Origin of the sequence: Pseudomonas fluorescens, from assembly GCF_000967965.1 — a bacterium.
GTDB lineage: Bacteria > Pseudomonadota > Gammaproteobacteria > Pseudomonadales > Pseudomonadaceae > Aquipseudomonas > Aquipseudomonas grandcourensis.
Genome location: NZ_LACC01000017.1, coordinates 135,469 through 151,627, shown reverse-complemented (window position 1 = coordinate 151,627; position 16,159 = coordinate 135,469). Strand labels below are relative to the sequence as shown.

Here is a 16,159-nt window from a genome sequence, read left to right as displayed (position 1 = left end):
GGAGCGCAATGAGGTCAATATGAAAATCCGCGAGCTTGCCCACCACTGGGAAGAAAACGCCAAGGGTCGCCTGACCGACACCGGCTACTCGATTCATCTGGACGTGGAGTCTGCCGCACGGCTGGCTGCGCTCGTCGAGATGTACCCCAAGCGGCATCCCGAAGAACTGCTCGGCGATCTGATCGGCGCCGCACTGGAAGAACTGGAAAGAAGCTTCCCGTACGTCAAAGGCACGACCGTGGTCGCCACCGATGAAGAAGGCGATCCGCTGTACGAAGACATCGGGCCGACCCCGCGCTTTCTGGCGCTGTCCCGTCGGCATTTGCACGATTTGTCGGTGCCGGACGACAAACAGAAACACTGATTTCCACAGAACCTGTGGGAGCGGGCTTGCTCCGGGCGGCGTTCCGACGAAAGCGGTGTATCAGTCAACATTATTGTTGAATGTTAAACCTCATTCGCGAGCAAGCCCGCTCCCACATTGGATCGTTGTTGTTAGTTAGAACCGGGTTACTGCTCCAGCTTCTGCGGCGTCTCCTGCCCCATGCAGCGCACGGCTTTTTTCTTGCTGTCGACCAACACGCCGGTCAGACCTTTTTGTTCCATGTCGAACAGCACCAGCACGCCATCGATGCACTGCGCCACTTGGGCGGCCGGTTCCAGTGAGACTTTGTAGTCTTCACCCGGCACGGTCTTGAGCATGGTGAATTCGTTGAGCAGCAACGCATCCTCAGGCTTGGCGAAGTGCAGGTAGCCGTACCACCACAGGGCACCGACGGTGCCGAGGATGCTGCAGATACCGGTGATGATCAGCGGGATGGCGTTACGTTCTTCACTCATTGCGGACTCTCTGGTGGTTCATCTTCTGAATTCGGGGGTGCCGGGTAGTTGGGGATTTCACCCAGGCGGCGCAGGCCGTTGAAATGCTGCGGATCATCGAGATAACGCAGCATGACCTTGCGCCAGACCGGGTCGGCGAACGTCTGCACATGACCGCCACGGGTCAGTTGCAGCACCCGTGGCGGCGGCGCAGCTTGATACAGTCGGATGCCGTTGGAAAGAGGCACGATCGGATCGTCGATGCTGTGGTAGAGCAGTTTCGGCACATCTTTAAGCTGCGCCATGGAGTTGATCGCGCTGTCGCCGTCCGGCACCAGCCACGACAACGGCACCTGGAACGGCCAGGTCATCCACGAATTGCTCAGGGCAAACTGACCGATGCTTCGGTAACTGGCGGGCACACCGTCGAGGACAATAGCCTTCAGTTGTTTCTGCCGTTCCGGGTGCTGAACCAGATAATGCACGGCCATCGAGCCACCGAGGCTCTGGCCGAGCAGGATCAGCGGCTTGCCTTTGACCTCCGGCGCCTGGTCGAGCCATTTGTAGGCCGCGTCGATGTCCTGATAGATCGCCGGCAGGCTTGGCTCGCCTTCGGACAGGCCATAACCGCGATAGTCCACAAGCAACACCTGGTAACCATTTTTCGGCAACCAAAAGCTCCCGCCGAGGTGCATGGGCAGATTTCCGCCGTTGCCGTGCAGGTGCAACACCGTGCCTTTGACCTCGACACCCTGCTTCGCCGGCAGCCACCAGGCATTCAGCTTGAGGCCATCGGCGGTGATCAGGGTGACGGTGCGGTATTCGAGCCCGGCCTTTTCCGGGGTGAACAACTGGCCGGGTTCGGGGTAGAACAACAGTGAGCTGCAACCGCTCAAGACCAGGAGAAGGCAGAAAATGCCGAGGATTCTCATCCGTTGAAACCTCGCGAAAAATGGCATTGGAATGCGTCTCCCTGTAGGAGCTGGCTTGCCAGGCCCTACAGGGAATATCACCAGGATTACAGGATGTTGGAGTAATCCGCCTCGATCCGGTCCAGGCTCAGGTGGTTGAGGAAGTTGGAGAAGCACATCCACGCCGACAACGCGTTCATGTCGCGGAACTGTTCCGGCAGGTACTTGGGCGGCACTACCAGGCCTTCGTCCACCAACTGGCGCAAGGTACGCATGTCTTCCAGGGTGGTCTTGCCGCAGAACAACAGCGGTATCTGCTCCAGCTTGCCTTTGCGCACAGCCAGCTGAATGTAGTTGTAAATCATGATGAAGCCCTTGAGGTAGGACAAGTCTTTGGTAAATGGCAGACCTGTCGGCACCGAGCCGCGGAAAACGCGACTGGCGTTGCTGTAGCTCTCGGGCATTTCGAAGCCTTGCTCACGGAAGAACTCGAACACCTGCAGGAAGTCGGCGCCCTCCTCCACCATGTGAATGGCGCGGGTGCGGTTGGTGAGTTTGCGCAGGCGGCTCGGGTACGAGGCGAAGGTGATGATTTCCATCAGGATCGCCAGGCCTTCCTGGGTCACCGTCGACGAGGGCGGGCCCTTGGCGAGGAAGGTGCAGATCGGCTGGTTCAGGCCATTGAGCGTGGTGCCGACATGCACCAGCCCTTCATGAACTTCCAGTGCCCGCACGTCGCGGTCGTTGAACATCGCGTCGGCGCGGATCTTGATGTAGTCGGCACCCGCCGCCGCATCGGCGACGATGCCGTCGGACTCGAACACCCGGATGGTTTCCTCGGCCTCGCCGAACACCTTGTTCAAGCGGTGTTGCAGCAGATTGACGGCATCTTTGGCGGTCAATGTCTTCGGCTCATCCTTGAGGTCGCCACGGCCGTCGATGTTGTTCAGGTATTCGGACAACATCATGCTCAGGTCGGACAGCGTCGGGTCACCGGCGTGGAACGCGTCGGACGCGGCGCCGTACAACTCCTGGGAAATCAGGCCGAAATCCTCGGTGCCGCGCGCTTCGAGCATGCGCACCACCATGCGGTATTCCTTGCACATGCGGCGCATGATCTGGCCGACCGGGTTGAACTGGCCGAGCTGGCGGGTGATGTCGCGCTCGATGTTCTGAAACTCCAGCTTCACTTTGCTGGAGTCGAACGCCAGCGGCCGGTTGAGATAGTAGTCGCGATCCACCGCCGGCATTTCCTTGCCCTTGGCCTTGAGGAAACCCTTACGAATGTTGTCGTCCCACTTGACCGCATCGAGGACACGGATCGGTGTCTGCGCCAGCACGATGCGATCGGACAAAATGCGTATCGACTGTTGGTAATCGTCCACCCGAAACTCCTGTAGAAACCTGTTGGTGCTGCTTATTTGGCTTTGGCCTGACGCTGGTAGCGTACGGCTTCGACGAACACATCGGAATTGGCCGGGTCGTCGAGATAGGCGGTGACTTGATCCATGTGGTTGTCAATCAATACGCCATCGCCGTCGTGAGTCTGGAAGCTTTCGCCGCTCAGGGCTTTTTGCTTGATGGCCTGGTTGATCTGGTCGAGGTCGAGGTTGTAGACCACCAACTCATGTTTGTCGGTCAGCTCAAAACCGGCCAGGGTGAAGTGCCCGCCGAACTGCGCCGGCACCTTCGCCGACAGGTACCAGCGGTTGCCATGGCGCGTCACTGTAAAGGGATAGGCCTCCCGCTCCTTGGGTCTGGCCCGGTAATAGCTGACGGCCTGATAGCGGTTGTCGCCGATACGGGTCAGCTCGAGGTTGAGCGGCTCGCCCCAGGCATTGGTGCTGGTCCATTTGCCGAGCAATCCCTTGGGCGCGGGTTCGCTTGCAGGCAGCGGTTCCTTGAAGGCCACCAGACAGCCACTGAGCAGCAGGAACGACAAGGCGATCACAACGACACGCCAGGCTTTCATTCAAAACTCCCTATGAACATACCGCTGACCTGTAGGAGCGAGCCTGCTCGCGATGAGGGTGTGCCAGACAACCTCTATGTTGAATGTTAAGCCGCCTTCGCGAGCAGGCTCGCTCCTACAGGGATAACTCCGCCCGGAATCACACCGACGCCAGCACCAGGTGCATGTAGCGCGTCAGGATGCCGAGCATTTCCTCTTCGGCGGCGGGCTCGTCTACATTGAGCAGGCCCTGATATTCCATCCGGCCGATTATCGCCGTCAACACCTTGGCATCCTGATGCGGCTCGCGCGAGCCCAACACCTGGAACAGCTGGCAAGAGCCCTGCAACAGGATTTGCTGATGCGAGCGCACCAGTTCGGCCAGGCGCGGGTTGAGCAATGCCTCCTGACGGAACGCCTGCTCGGCCATCAAATGTTCGCGGCGATTGACCAGTTGCCGGTGAACGTAATCGGTCATCAGCCGTGCAATGTCGTCCGCCAGCTTCGAGCGCGCCTGCGGGCTGCCATCACCACTGTCGATCATCTCGCGCAGCAGGCCCTCGTTGTTTACCCACAGTTTGCCCATGTACGCCGCACTGCGTTCCACATATTGGGCGAATGTATCGGTGAGCAGGTCATCGATATCCTTGAAATAGTAAGTGGTCGCCGACAACGGCACTTGTGCCTCGGCAGCCACCGCACGGTGCCGTACGGCCCGTACGCCGTCACGCACGACAATGCGCATGGCGGCATCCAGGATTTCCTGTCGTCGCTGTTCGCTGCCCTGTCGGCTGGCCTTGCGGCCCTGGTACTGAACGCTTTCAGCGACCGCTGTGGCGATACCCGCTGCACCTTCTTGAGCCATTGCACGAATCACGACAGGTATTTCCTCTCAGATGAAAGTAACAAGTTGATACGTTTGTACCAGACAGGCAATAAAAAGCCGCCTCAAAGGCGGCTTTTTAATTGAAACACTTACGCTTGCGGCCGCATGTGCGGGAACAGGATCACGTCGCGGATCGACGGGGAGTTGGTCAGCAGCATCACCAGACGGTCGATACCGATGCCTTCACCCGCCGTTGGCGGCATGCCGTACTCCAGCGCACGAACGAAGTCAGCGTCGTAGTGCATGGCTTCGTCGTCGCCGGCGTCCTTGTCGGCCACCTGGGCCATGAAGCGCTCGGCCTGGTCTTCCGCGTCGTTCAACTCGGAGTAGGCGTTGGCGATTTCGCGACCACCGATGAACAGCTCGAAACGGTCGGTGACGTTCGGGTTGTCGTCGTTACGACGGGCCAGCGGCGACACTTCGAACGGGTACTGGGTAATGAAGTGCGGCTGTTCCAGCTTGTGCTCGACCAGCTCTTCGAAAATCATCACCTGCAGCTTGCCCAGGCCTTCGAAGCCCAGCACCTTGGCGCCGGCCTTCTTCGCGATGGCACGAGCCTTGTCGATGTCGTTCAGGTCGTCAGCGGTCAGCTCGGGGTTGTACTTGAGGATCGAGTCGAACACCGACAGACGCACGAACGGCTCGCCGAAGTGGAACACCTTGTCGCCGTACGGCACGTCGGTGCTGCCCAGAACCAGCTGCGCCAGTTCGCGGAACAGTTCTTCGGTCAGGTCCATGTTGTCTTCGTAGTCGGCGTAGGCCTGGTAGAACTCCAACATGGTGAATTCAGGGTTGTGACGAGTCGAAACGCCTTCGTTACGGAAGTTGCGGTTGATCTCGAACACTTTCTCGAAGCCGCCAACAACAAGGCGCTTGAGGTACAGCTCCGGCGCGATACGCAGGAACATGCCCATGTCCAGCGCATTGTGATGGGTTTCGAACGGCTTGGCTGCCGCGCCGCCAGGAATGGTCTGCAGCATCGGCGTTTCCACTTCCAGGAAGTCACGCTTCATCAGGAAGCTGCGGATGTGCGCGATGACTTGCGAACGCACGCGGAACGTCTGGCGCACGTCTTCGTTGACGATCAGGTCAACGTAGCGCTGGCGGTAGCGCTGTTCGGTGTCGGTCAGGCCGTGGTGCTTGTCCGGCAGCGGGCGCAGGGATTTGGTCAGCAGGCGCACGTTGGTCATTTCAACGTACAGGTCACCCTTGCCGGAACGGGCCAGGGTGCCTTCGGCGGCAATGATGTCGCCCATGTCCCAGGTTTTCACCGCGGCCAGGGTTTCTTCGGACAGGGTCTTGCGGTTGACGTAGACCTGGATGCGACCGGTCATGTCCTGGATCACCATGAACGAGCCACGGTTGAGCATGATACGACCGGCAACCTTGACCGGGATCGCAGCCTCTGCCAGCTCTTCCTTGGTCTTGTCCGCGTACTGTTTCTGCAGTTGTTCGCAGTAGTTTTCGCGGCGGAAGTCGTTCGGGAAGGCATTGCCCTTGGCGCGCTCGGCAGCAAGCTTTTCCTTGCGCAGGGCGATCAGGGAGTTTTCTTCCTGTTGCAGGGCTTGCGGGTCGAGTTCTAGGTCGCTCATGTCTTTAAAAATTCCATCAGGTTCGTTGTCCCCAGCCTGCGGCTGGGGATCGCGGGCAAGCCCGCTCCTACAAGGATCGCGCTGAGTCAGCCGATCCTGTATTGCATTGCTTACAGCCCGGACTTCAGGCTCGCTTCCAGGTATTCGTCGATGTCGCCATCGAGCACCTTGTCACAGTCGCTGCGTTCAATGTTGGTACGCAGATCCTTGATCCGCGAGGCATCGAGCACGTACGAACGGATCTGATGACCCCAGCCGATATCGGACTTGGTGTCTTCCAGCGCCTGGGACGCCGCGTTGCGCTTCTGTATTTCCTGCTCGTACAACCTGGCCCGCAGCATTTTCATGGCGGTGTCTTTGTTGGCGTGCTGGGAACGTTCGTTCTGGCAGCTGACCACGGTGTTGGTCGGTACGTGGGTGATACGTACGGCCGAGTCGGTGGTGTTTACGTGCTGACCACCGGCACCCGAGGAACGATAGGTGTCGATCCGCAAGTCTGCCGGGTTGATTTCGATTTCCACCTTGTCATCGATCTCAGGCGAGACGAACACCGCGGAGAACGAGGTGTGGCGACGGTTGCCGGAATCGAACGGGCTCTTGCGCACCAGACGGTGCACGCCGATCTCGGTCCGCAACCAGCCAAACGCGTATTCGCCCTTGATGTGCACGGTCGCGCCCTTGATCCCGGCGACTTCACCGGCGGACAGTTCCATGATGGTCGCGTCGAAACCGCGTTTGTCGGCCCAGCGCAGGTACATGCGCAGCAGAATGTTGGCCCAGTCCTGGGCTTCGGTGCCGCCGGAACCGGCCTGGATGTCCAGGTAGGCGTTGTTCGGGTCCATTTCATGGCTGAACATGCGGCGGAATTCCAGCTTGGCCAGACTTTCCTCGAGACGGGCCAGTTCGGCGACGACATCGCCCACTGCGCCTTCGTCGTTTTCTTCGACGGCCATGTCCAGCAGGTCGCGGCAATCGGCCAGACCGGTGTTCAATTCGTCCAGGGTATCGACGATCTGCGCCAGCGCAGCGCGCTCACGGCCCAGTTCCTGGGCGTATTCAGGTTTGTTCCAGACACTCGGATCTTCAAGCTCGCGATTGACTTCGGTCAGACGCTCATGCTTTTGATCGTAGTCAAAGATACCCCCGAATAGTTTCGGAGCGCTCGGACAGGTCCTTGATGGTGTTCAGGATCGGGTTGATTTCCATGACGGGCAGCACTCGTTGGCGAACTTTTGAAAGCCGGCGAGTATACCGTAATCAAGCGCCCCCGGCAGCCCGCATGGCGGGTTTACCGGCGAATGGTTTCAGTCAGCGGCCACCTGCCAACTGCAAATCAAGCAGTCACCACCCACCTGTGGCGAGGGGGCTTGCCCCCGTTCGGCTGCGAAGCAGTCGTAAAACCAGTCAATGCGGTATGTCTGGCAGACATAGGCGGCGGTTTTGGGGCCGCTTCGCGACCCAATCGGGGCGGTGCGGCGATCCGACAAGCCCCCTCGCCACAGGTTCATCACCATCAGGTCGAGCGTTACTCGACCCCCACCTGATTACGCCCATTGTTCTTCGCCGAATACAGCCCCTTGTCCGCCGCTGAAATCAGATCACGGCAGTTGCTGCCCGCTTTCGGCGTGATGGTCGACAGGCCGATGCTGATGGTCAGGCTCGAACCTTCGGTTGGCGAGGTATGCGGGATCTTCAGGGCGGCCACGGTCTGGCGCAGCTTCTCGGCCACCAGCCGTGCACCGCCCTGGGAGGTGTTGGGCAGTACCAGAGCAAACTCTTCGCCGCCGTAGCGGGCCGGCAAGTCCGAAGGACGGGCGCTGGCGTCCTTGATCGCCGTGGCGACCTTGCGCAGGGCTTCATCGCCTTCCAGGTGGCCGAAGCTGTCGTTGTAGGCCTTGAAATAGTCCACGTCGATCATCAGCAACGACAACTGGCTCTGCTCACGCAGCGAACGGCGCCACTCCAGCTCCATGTATTCATCGAAGTGCCGACGGTTCGACAACCCCGTCAGGCCATCGGAGTTCATCAGGCGTTGCAGCACCAGGTTGGTGTCGAGCAATTGCTGCTGACTGACGCGCAACGCGCGGTACGCCGCGTCCCGTTGCAGCAGGGTCATGTAGGAGCGCGAGTGATAGCGAATGCGTGCGACCAGTTCGATGTTGTCCGGCAGCTTGACCAGATAATCGTTGGCCCCGGCGGCGAAGGCCGCGCTCTTGATCAGCGGATCTTCCTTGGTCGACAGGACGATGATCGGAATGTCCTTGGTCGCCGGGTGATTGCGGTACTCGCGCACCAGGCTCAGACCGTCCAGCCCCGGCATGACCAGATCCTGCAGGATCACTGTCGGCTTGATGCGCACCGCGTGGGCGATGGCCTGGTGCGGATCGGCGCAGAAGTGGAAATCGATGTTCTCTTCGTTCGACAGTCCACGACGCACGGCTTCGCCGATCATGGCCTGATCGTCCACCAGTAACACCATGGCGGCGTTTTCGTCGGTCTTGAAGTCGTCGAGCTGTAATTCATTCATGTGCGGTCACCTGAGTACTACCTGAGCCAGGAATGAGGGAAAAAGTGCTCATTTGGCGAAAATCTCCAGCAATCGTGGCGCTATCTTGTCCAGCGGGCGAATCTCCACGGCAGCGTCGATGGCTGCGGCCGCCTTCGGCATGCCGTACACCGCACTGCTGTTTTGGTCTTGTGCGATGGTCAGGTAGCCCTGTTGGCGCATGAGTTTAAGCCCTTGGGCGCCATCACGCCCCATGCCTGTAAGCAAAACTCCTACGGCGTCGCCATTCCAGTAACTGGCCACGCTCTCGAAGAACACATCGATGGAGGGCCGGTAGATCTCGTTGACCGGTTCGGCGGTGTAGGCCAGCGTGCCGTTTTTGAGCAAGCGAATATGATGATTGGTGCCGGCCAGCAACACCGTGCCGCCTTGCGGCGGCTCGCCCTCCTGGGCCAGGCGCACGTCGAGGCCGCTGGCGCTGCCGAGCCACTCGGCCATACCGGCGGCAAACACCTGGTCAACGTGCTGCACCAGCACGATGGCCGGAGAGAAATCACGCGGCAGTCCCTTGAGCAAGACTTCCAGCGCTGCCGGCCCACCCGCGGATGAGCCAATGGCGATCAGGCTCTGGCGAGAGCCCGAACTGCGCAACGGTGCCGGCGTCGAGCGCGGGCTGTTGCCCTTGTCGCCGATCAGCCAGACGATGTTCATGATCTTGCGCAACAACGGCGCGGCCGCTTCCTGGGCATTGCCGGCGCCGAGGGCCGGGGTGTCGACCACGTCCAGCGCACCGTGGCCCATGGCCTCGAACACCCGGTGCACGTTCTGCTGGCGATCCACGGTGACGATGACGATGGCACAGGGGGTCTCGGCCATGATCCGCCGCGTAGCCTCGACGCCATCCATTACCGGCATGATCAGGTCCATCAGAATCAGGTCCGGCGTGTCCAGCGCGCACTGGCGCACCGCTTCGGCACCATTGCCGGCGACCCAGACCACCTCGTGGGCCGGCTCGAATGCCAGGGCGCGGCGCAGGGCCTCCACCGCCATGGGCATGTCGTTGACGATTGCGATCCTCATGCCCGCGCTCCTCCAATGAGCTCAACCACTGCATCGAGCAAGGCGTCGTCATGAAAACTGGCCTTGGCTAGATAATAGTCGGCCCCGGCATCCAGTCCACGGCGCCGGTCCTCTTCACGATCCTTGTAGGACACCACCATCACCGGCAGCGATTGCAGGCGATTGTCCCGACGCAGCAGCGTGACCAATTCGATACCGTCCATGCGCGGCATATCAATGTCGGTGATCAGCAGATCGAAATCCTCCGAACGCAGCGCGTTCCAGCCGTCCATGCCGTCCACCGCAACCGCCACGTCGTAGCCGCGATTGAGCAACAGCTTACGCTGCAACTCTCGCACGGTCAGGGAATCATCCACCACCAGAATTCGTTTGCGGGCCGCCTCGACCACCTGATTGCTGTGGCGGGCAATGCGCTCCAGGCGACCGGTGTTGAGCAGCTTATCCACCGAACGCAGCATGTCTTCGACGTCGACGATCAGCACCACCGAGCCGTCGTCGAGCAGGGCCCCGGCGGAAATGTCTTGCACCTTGCCCAGACGCTCATCCAGCGGCAGCACCACCAAGGTCCGCTCACCGATAAACCGCTCCACGGCCACGCCGTAGATCGCATCGCGCTCGCGAATCACCACGACCTTCAGGGTTTGCCCGCTGTTCTGGCTGGCCGGACGTTGCAACAACTGACTGGCCGCCACCAGGCCGACATGCCGGCCTTCGTGCCAGAAATGCTGGCGGCCTTCGACCTGCACGATATCCGCCGGCTCCAGGTCGCACATGCGCTCAATGTGCGCCAGCGGGAAGGCATAGGCTTCGTCGCCGACTTCCACCACAAGGCTGCGCACCACCGACAGGGTCAGCGGTACCTCGAGGTGGAAACGACTGCCCTCGCCCGCCGTCTGCTCCAGCACCACCGCGCCGCGCAACTGCCGGACCATGTGCTGCACCGCATCCAGGCCGACGCCGCGACCGGACACCTCGGTGACCGTGTCCCGCAGACTGAAACCGGGCAGGAACAGGAACGTCAGCAATTCCTCTTCGCTCAACTGCGCGGCGGTTTGCGCGGGCGACAAACTTCGTTCAACGATGCTGCGACGGACCTTTTCCAGGTCCACGCCGTTACCGTCATCGCTCAGTTCAAGCACCAGCAAACCGGCCTGATGAGACGCGCGCAGGCGAATCAAACCTTCCGCCGGCTTGCCCGCCAGCAGGCGTTGCTCCGGGGTCTCGATGCCGTGGTCGACCGCGTTGCGCAACAGGTGAGTCAGCGGCGCTTCGAGCTTTTCCAGTACGTCGCGATCGACCTGGGTCTTTTCGCCTTCAATCTCCAGCCGCACCTGTTTGCCCAGATCGCGCCCCAGATCCCGGACCATCCGCACTTGCCCGGTCAGCACATCGGCAAACGGCCGCATGCGACAGGCCAGCGCCGTGTCGTATAACACTTGCGCCCGCTGGCTGGCATGCCAGGCGAACTCATCGAGTTCGGCGTTCTTTTCAATGAGCAATTGCTGGGATTGCGCGAGCAGCCGCCGCGCATCCTCAAGGGCTTCCTGGGCCTCCAGGCTCAAGGCGTGATCCTTGAGATGCACATTGAGATTCTCCAGTGCGCGCAGGCTGTTGCTCTGCATGCGCTTGAGTCGCTGCATGGTCGCCAGGTGCGGTTTGAGCCGCAGGGTTTCCACCAGGGATTTGCTCGACAGATCGAGCAGGCTGTTCAGGCGCTCGGCGGTAACACGCAGCACTCGCTCGCCGTTTTCGGTGGTGCGTTTGGTCTTGCGCGGGGTCGGCGCCGATGGCGGTTCGACGGCAGGCACCGGCGGCTCGACCCTTGGCGACGGCGCTTCGAGCTGAAGTTCGGCCATCACCGGTGCGGAAGGCGCAACCAGCGGGGCCGTCGGGTCCAGCAATCGCGCCATCAACGCCACGTAGACCTCGATGTCCGCGGCCTCCGGGTTGTTATTCGGCGTGGCGATACGCATCAGCAAATCAGTGCCTTGCAGCAACGCATCGATGTGCTCGGGGCGCAGCAACAGGCGGCGTTCCTGGGCACTGACCAGGCAATCTTCCATCACATGGGAGACGCTGACCCCGGCGTCGACACCGACGATCCGCGCCGCGCCCTTGAGCGAGTGCGCAGCGCGCATGCACGATTCAAGTTGATCGGCCTGGGTCGGGTCGCGCTCAAGCGCCAGCAGGCCGGCGCTCAAGACCTGGGTCTGGGCTTCGGCCTCCAGGCTGAACAGCTCCAGCAGAGAGGCGTCGCGCATTTGCTCGGGGGTCATGTGAGACTCCGGGTCACGGCGGACAGCAGCTGTTCTTCATCCAGCCAACGCAGGCTGCGACCTTTGAATTGCAACACGCCACGGGTGTATTTGGCACTGGCCTGGGCACCCGAGCGCGATGCGCTATCGAGAATGCGCTCGTCGATGGCGTGAATCCCGTCGACCTCATCCACCGGCACCACCACCGGCCCGCCATCGGCGGCGATGATCAACATGCGTGGCATGACCCGCGTGCCGGACACCGCGTTGCCAGTGCTGTCGAGCCCCAGCAACTCCACCAGCGACAGGCAGGCGACCAGCGCGCCGCGCACATTCGCCACGCCGAGCAAGGCCCGGGAACGTTGATGCGGCAAAGAGTGAATCGCTTGCAGCGGCGCCACCTCTACCAGGCTTCGGGTCGCGAGCCCCAGCCACTCTTCACCCAGACGGAACATCAACAGCGAGCGGGTTTTCACCTCGTTTTCTAGCGCAACGGACACGATCCCGCGATCTTCCTGCTGCAACGCATAGCGATCGAGCAAGCGTGTGGCGGCCGCCGAATACACCGCACAATTGCGGCAATGAATATGCTCGCTGAGTAGCGGGCAGGACTTGTCGCCGTGGATACCGATGCGGTTCCAGCAATCGTCGATGGCCTGGGCATCCCGGGTGACGCTAAAGGTGTCGGAGGCAATCATCGTTTACGCTCACTGTCGGCGAAACGTGCGCTGCGGGCGGCACGCTCCTGCAATCGTCTGGCTCCCATCGCGTCGCCCTGGGCCTGCAGCAACCCGGCAAGGTGCATCAACGCTTCGGGATGTTGCGGTTCGAGGTACAACGCCTTGCGATAAAAACCCTGGGCTTCAAGGGTATTGCCGGCCACATCGCTGAGCAGTCCCAGCCAATAAAAGACCTGGGCCACCGGCTCATGGCTGCGCAAATAGCTTTCACACGCCGCTCGCGCCTCGGCGCTTTTGCCTTCATCGGCCAGCACGGCGATATTGGCCAGCAGCGCGGCAGTGTCGGCGCCGGAGATTGCAGGTGCAGGCCGCAGCGGCGCAACCCGGACAAACGGACGGCTGCGCACTGGCGCAGGCGGCGGATTGCGCAGCGGTTGCGGCACTGGCAATGGCGCTGGAACGAATGCCGGCAAGGGTTCAGGGTCCGCAGTGCCCTGTCGACTGAACGCAAAGGACTGCGGGATGCCGATCGAGCGCATCCCCAAACGCCCCAGCAGACTGCCTTCGGCCGGCCCGATAAACAGCACGCCGTCTACATGGGTCAGGCACTTGAGCACTTCGAAGACCTGCTTCTGGGTCGGCTGGTCGAAATAGATCAGCAGGTTGCGACAAAACACGAAATCAAAGGACGGTTCACCGGCCAGCAAGGCCGGATCCAGCAGATTGCCAACCTGCAGGCGCACTTGCTCGAGCACCCGCTGATCGAGGCGATAGCTCTCGCCTTCGGCAATGAAATGACGGTCGCGAAATGCAATGTCGTCACCCCGAAAGGAATTCTTGCCGTACAACGCCCGCCGGGCTCTTTCCACTGATAACGGGCTGACGTCCAGGCCATCGACCTTGAACTGGTGCGGTTTGAGCCCGGCATCGAGCAACGCCATGGCGATCGAGTACGGTTCTTCGCCGGTGGAGCACGGCAGGCTGAGAATCCGCAGTGCGCGCAGGTTGTTGATCTCGGCCAGACGCTTGCCAGCCAGTTTCACCAGGGTGACGAAGGATTCCGGATAACGAAAAAACCAGGTTTCCGGAACGATCACCGCTTCGATCAAAGCCTGCTGCTCGTCCCGCGAGCCCTGTAAGGTGCGCCAATACTCATCGGCCGAGACTGCTTGCGAAACGATGCTGCGCTGGCGCACCGCTCGCTCGATGATCGCAGGCCCCACCGAGGTCACGTCGAGTCCGATAGTTTCCTTGAGGAAGTCGAAAAAACGCTGGTCGCTGTTCATGGCCGCTCCTGCAGCAGCGCCGAATCCATAGGCGGCGAGGGAAACAACAAGGCGCGCACCTGATCGTCCAGCAGATCGCCGACCCGCACCCATTGCAGCAAGCCCTGCTCGTCCTTGCGCACCGGCCCGAGGTAGGGCGTCTGGCGATTGTCCAGGCCGTAGGGCTGAAAATCCGCCGGATCGCAGCGCAAGGTGTCAGTCGCCTGCTCCAGAATCAGTCCGAGCAGCTGCGTCTCGGCGGTTTCATCCGGGCGATAGTTGACCAGCACCAGTCGCGTGCTGGTACGGGCCTGTGCAGGCATGCCAAAGGTCAGTGCGCTCAAGTCGATCACTGGCACCACCGAGCCCCGATAGGCGAACACCCCGGCGACCCATACAGGCGCATGGGGAACAGGCTTCAACGGCAGGCGCGGCAGCACTTCAGCCACTTCGATAGCCTTCAAGGCATAGCGTTCGTTACCGATGCGAAACACCAGAAACAAGGCTTGCAGCGCCTGCTTCACGGCAGAGCGTTTGGCCGTGATTTCGCTCATCAGACTTTGAATCGCGAAACGCCGCTGCGCAGCCCAACGGCCACCTGGCTCAGCTCATCGATGGCGAAACTGGCCTGGCGCAAAGACTCAACGGTCTGGCTGCTGGCATCACCCAACTGCACCAGCGCGTGGTTTATCTGCTCGGCACCGGTGGCCTGGGCCTGCATGCCTTCGTTGACCATCAGCACCCGCGGTGCCAGCGCCTGGACCTGATGGATGATCTGCGACAACTGCTCACCGACCTGCTGCACCTCGGACATGCCGCGACGCACCTCTTCGGAGAACTTGTCCATGCCCATGACCCCGGCCGATACCGCCGACTGGATCTCGCGGACCATTTGCTCGATGTCGTAGGTGGCCACGGCCGTCTGGTCCGCCAAGCGCCGTACTTCGGTGGCGACCACGGCAAAACCGCGTCCGTATTCCCCGGCCTTCTCGGCCTCGATGGCGGCGTTGAGCGACAACAGGTTGGTCTGGTCGGCGACCTTGACGATGGTCACCACCACCTGATTGATGTTGCCGGCCTTCTCGTTGAGGATCGCCAGCTTGGCGTTGACCAGATCGGCCGCGCCCATCACCGAGTGCATGGTTTCTTCCATGCGCGCCAGGCCCTGCTGCCCGGAGCCGGCGGCCACGGAAGCCTGATCGGCGGCGGTGGAGACCTCGGTCATGGTGCGCACCAGATCCCGGGAAGTGGCGGCGATCTCACGGGAGGTCGCACCGATTTCCGTGGTGGTGGCGGCAGTTTCGGTGGCGGTGGCTTGTTGCTGCTTGGACGTTGCGGCGATCTCGGTCACCGACGTGGTCACCTGCACCGACGAACGCTGGGCCTGGGACACCAGAGAAGTGAGCTCGGACATCATGTCGTTGAAACCGGTCTCTACCGCGCCGAATTCGTCCTTGCGCTCCAGGTTCAGGCGGCTGCTGAGGTCGCCGGTGCGCATGATTTCAAGGATTTTCACGATGCGGTTCATCGGCGCCATGATGGCGCGCATCAATAGCAAACCGCAGAGGCCGGCAGCCAGGACGGCCACCAGCAGGGAAATGCCCATGCTGATTTTTGCCGAAAGCACGGCGTCGTCGATGGCGGCCATTTCGTGGTCGGCCACCAATTTGTTTTCGCGGAGGATTTCGTTGAGCTTCGTGCGACCTGCGGTCCAGACCGGGGTCAGTTGCTCGGTGAACAACTTGACGGCCTCGGCTTCCTGGTTGCGGCTGTGCAGATCGAGCACTGCCGTCAGAATCCTGCTGAACTCCTCGTGCCGTTGTTCGAAAGCGGCAAACTCGACCTTGTCTTCATCGGTCGTGATGGTGTTGCGGTAGTTACCTATCTGCTCCAGCAGACGCGCTTCGAAAGCCTTGAATTCCGCAGCGTCTTCGCTGCTGATGCCCTGCCCTTCTTTCAATCCGAGCAATTCCTGAGTCTGCAGGAAAGTGTCGACCCAAGCGCTGCGAATCATCGAGCTGTAATAAACCCCCGGCAAAGCGTCGTCCCGCACGCTGGCTTCGCTCTCTTCGATCCTCAGCAATCGCGAATAGGAGAGGACCACCATCAGCAACATGATGGCGATAATTACCGCAAAGCTCGCCAAAATGCGTTGGCGTAACGTCCAGTTCTTCACAGTCAATCCTCGGGGCCTGATTCGAAATGCGGGGAGTA

At 61.1% G+C, this 16,159-nt stretch carries 15 protein-coding genes; 1 reads left to right on the top strand and 14 read right to left on the bottom strand.

The features are described from left to right. Nucleotides 1-19 precede the first annotated feature (19 nt). On the top strand, nt 20-364 hold the full coding sequence (locus VC35_RS14910; RefSeq protein WP_008051389.1) for a hypothetical protein: 345 nt from the start codon (nt 20-22) through the stop codon (nt 362-364). Between the two features lie 146 nt (nt 365-510). Here the strand turns inward: VC35_RS14910 and VC35_RS14905 are convergent, their stop codons facing one another. The 14 genes from VC35_RS14905 to VC35_RS14830 form a co-directional block, all read right to left on the bottom strand. Beyond that, entirely contained in the window at nt 511-840 is a 330-nt protein-coding gene (locus tag VC35_RS14905) for a PA3694 family proteiin (RefSeq protein ID WP_046041078.1), read from the bottom strand. Next, the gene (locus tag VC35_RS14900) at nt 837-1,751 is read right to left on the bottom strand and encodes an alpha/beta hydrolase (protein WP_046041077.1); all 915 of its coding nucleotides are present in this window, start codon (nt 1,749-1,751) and stop codon (nt 837-839) included. The genes VC35_RS14905 and VC35_RS14900 overlap by 4 nt, the downstream gene beginning before the upstream one ends. A gap of 86 nt (nt 1,752-1,837) precedes the next feature. Beyond that, entirely contained in the window at nt 1,838-3,115 is a 1,278-nt protein-coding gene (locus VC35_RS14895; RefSeq protein WP_046041076.1) for a flavohemoglobin expression-modulating QEGLA motif protein, read from the bottom strand. Between the two features lie 32 nt (nt 3,116-3,147). After that, nucleotides 3,148-3,702: a hypothetical protein gene (locus VC35_RS14890; RefSeq protein ID WP_046041075.1), complete on the bottom strand. Its 555-nt coding sequence runs from the start codon at nt 3,700-3,702 to the stop codon at nt 3,148-3,150. 139 nt (nt 3,703-3,841) lie between these two features. Beyond that, nucleotides 3,842-4,558, bottom strand: coding sequence for a TetR/AcrR family transcriptional regulator (locus VC35_RS14885; protein ID WP_046041074.1), 717 nt, complete (start codon nt 4,556-4,558; stop codon nt 3,842-3,844). Nucleotides 4,559-4,656: 98 nt separating this feature from the next. Continuing rightward, on the bottom strand, nt 4,657-6,159 hold the full coding sequence (lysS, locus tag VC35_RS14880) for a lysine--tRNA ligase (RefSeq protein WP_008051377.1): 1,503 nt from the start codon (nt 6,157-6,159) through the stop codon (nt 4,657-4,659). Between the two features lie 110 nt (nt 6,160-6,269). Beyond that, nucleotides 6,270-7,365, bottom strand: a protein-coding gene (prfB, locus tag VC35_RS29540) for a peptide chain release factor 2 (protein ID WP_185754790.1) whose coding sequence is annotated in 2 segments (ribosomal slippage) — nt 6,270-7,292 and nt 7,294-7,365 — 1,095 coding nt in all. Because the reading frame shifts where the segments join, the coding sequence is not laid out codon by codon here. A 319-nt stretch (nt 7,366-7,684) separates the two neighbouring features. After that, nucleotides 7,685-8,686 (bottom strand): response regulator, encoded by a 1,002-nt coding sequence (locus VC35_RS14860; RefSeq protein WP_046041070.1) that lies wholly within the window; start codon nt 8,684-8,686, stop codon nt 7,685-7,687. A 48-nt stretch (nt 8,687-8,734) separates the two neighbouring features. Further along, nucleotides 8,735-9,745, bottom strand: coding sequence for a chemotaxis response regulator protein-glutamate methylesterase (cheB, locus tag VC35_RS14855; RefSeq protein ID WP_046041068.1), 1,011 nt, complete (start codon nt 9,743-9,745; stop codon nt 8,735-8,737). After that, nucleotides 9,742-12,021: a hybrid sensor histidine kinase/response regulator gene (locus tag VC35_RS14850; RefSeq protein ID WP_046041067.1), complete on the bottom strand. Its 2,280-nt coding sequence runs from the start codon at nt 12,019-12,021 to the stop codon at nt 9,742-9,744. Before VC35_RS14850 ends, cheB begins: the two co-directional genes overlap by 4 nt. Continuing rightward, complete coding sequence (locus tag VC35_RS14845) at nt 12,018-12,698, bottom strand: chemotaxis protein CheW (protein WP_046041065.1); 681 nt, start codon at nt 12,696-12,698, stop codon at nt 12,018-12,020. Before VC35_RS14845 ends, VC35_RS14850 begins: the two co-directional genes overlap by 4 nt. Then, nucleotides 12,695-13,966, bottom strand: a complete 1,272-nt coding sequence (locus tag VC35_RS14840; protein WP_046041064.1) for a CheR family methyltransferase — start codon at nt 13,964-13,966, stop codon at nt 12,695-12,697. Before VC35_RS14840 ends, VC35_RS14845 begins: the two co-directional genes overlap by 4 nt. Continuing rightward, a complete protein-coding gene (locus tag VC35_RS14835) occupies nt 13,963-14,499 on the bottom strand; it encodes a chemotaxis protein CheW (RefSeq protein ID WP_046041063.1) in 537 nt (178 codons plus the stop codon). The genes VC35_RS14840 and VC35_RS14835 overlap by 4 nt, the downstream gene beginning before the upstream one ends. Next, the gene (locus VC35_RS14830; protein ID WP_046041062.1) at nt 14,499-16,121 is read right to left on the bottom strand and encodes a methyl-accepting chemotaxis protein; all 1,623 of its coding nucleotides are present in this window, start codon (nt 16,119-16,121) and stop codon (nt 14,499-14,501) included. Before VC35_RS14830 ends, VC35_RS14835 begins: the two co-directional genes overlap by 1 nt. Nucleotides 16,122-16,159 lie beyond the last annotated feature (38 nt).

Bases quoted from the DNA above. Each gene is read 5' to 3' on its own strand.
- VC35_RS14910 (WP_008051389.1), top strand. From the start codon at position 20: ATGAAAATCCGCGAGCTTGCCCACCACTGGGAAGAAAACGCCAAGGGT.
- VC35_RS14905 (WP_046041078.1), bottom strand. From the start codon at position 840: ATGAGTGAAGAACGTAACGCCATCCCGCTGATCATCACCGGTATCTGC.
- VC35_RS14900 (WP_046041077.1), bottom strand. From the start codon at position 1,751: ATGAGAATCCTCGGCATTTTCTGCCTTCTCCTGGTCTTGAGCGGTTGC.
- VC35_RS14890 (WP_046041075.1), bottom strand. From the start codon at position 3,702: ATGAAAGCCTGGCGTGTCGTTGTGATCGCCTTGTCGTTCCTGCTGCTC.
- lysS (WP_008051377.1), bottom strand. From the start codon at position 6,159: ATGAGCGACCTAGAACTCGACCCGCAAGCCCTGCAACAGGAAGAAAAC.
- VC35_RS14860 (WP_046041070.1), bottom strand. From the start codon at position 8,686: ATGAATGAATTACAGCTCGACGACTTCAAGACCGACGAAAACGCCGCC.
- cheB (WP_046041068.1), bottom strand. From the start codon at position 9,745: ATGAGGATCGCAATCGTCAACGACATGCCCATGGCGGTGGAGGCCCTG.
- VC35_RS14850 (WP_046041067.1), bottom strand. From the start codon at position 12,021: ATGACCCCCGAGCAAATGCGCGACGCCTCTCTGCTGGAGCTGTTCAGC.
- VC35_RS14845 (WP_046041065.1), bottom strand. From the start codon at position 12,698: ATGATTGCCTCCGACACCTTTAGCGTCACCCGGGATGCCCAGGCCATC.
- VC35_RS14840 (WP_046041064.1), bottom strand. From the start codon at position 13,966: ATGAACAGCGACCAGCGTTTTTTCGACTTCCTCAAGGAAACTATCGGA.
- VC35_RS14835 (WP_046041063.1), bottom strand. From the start codon at position 14,499: ATGAGCGAAATCACGGCCAAACGCTCTGCCGTGAAGCAGGCGCTGCAA.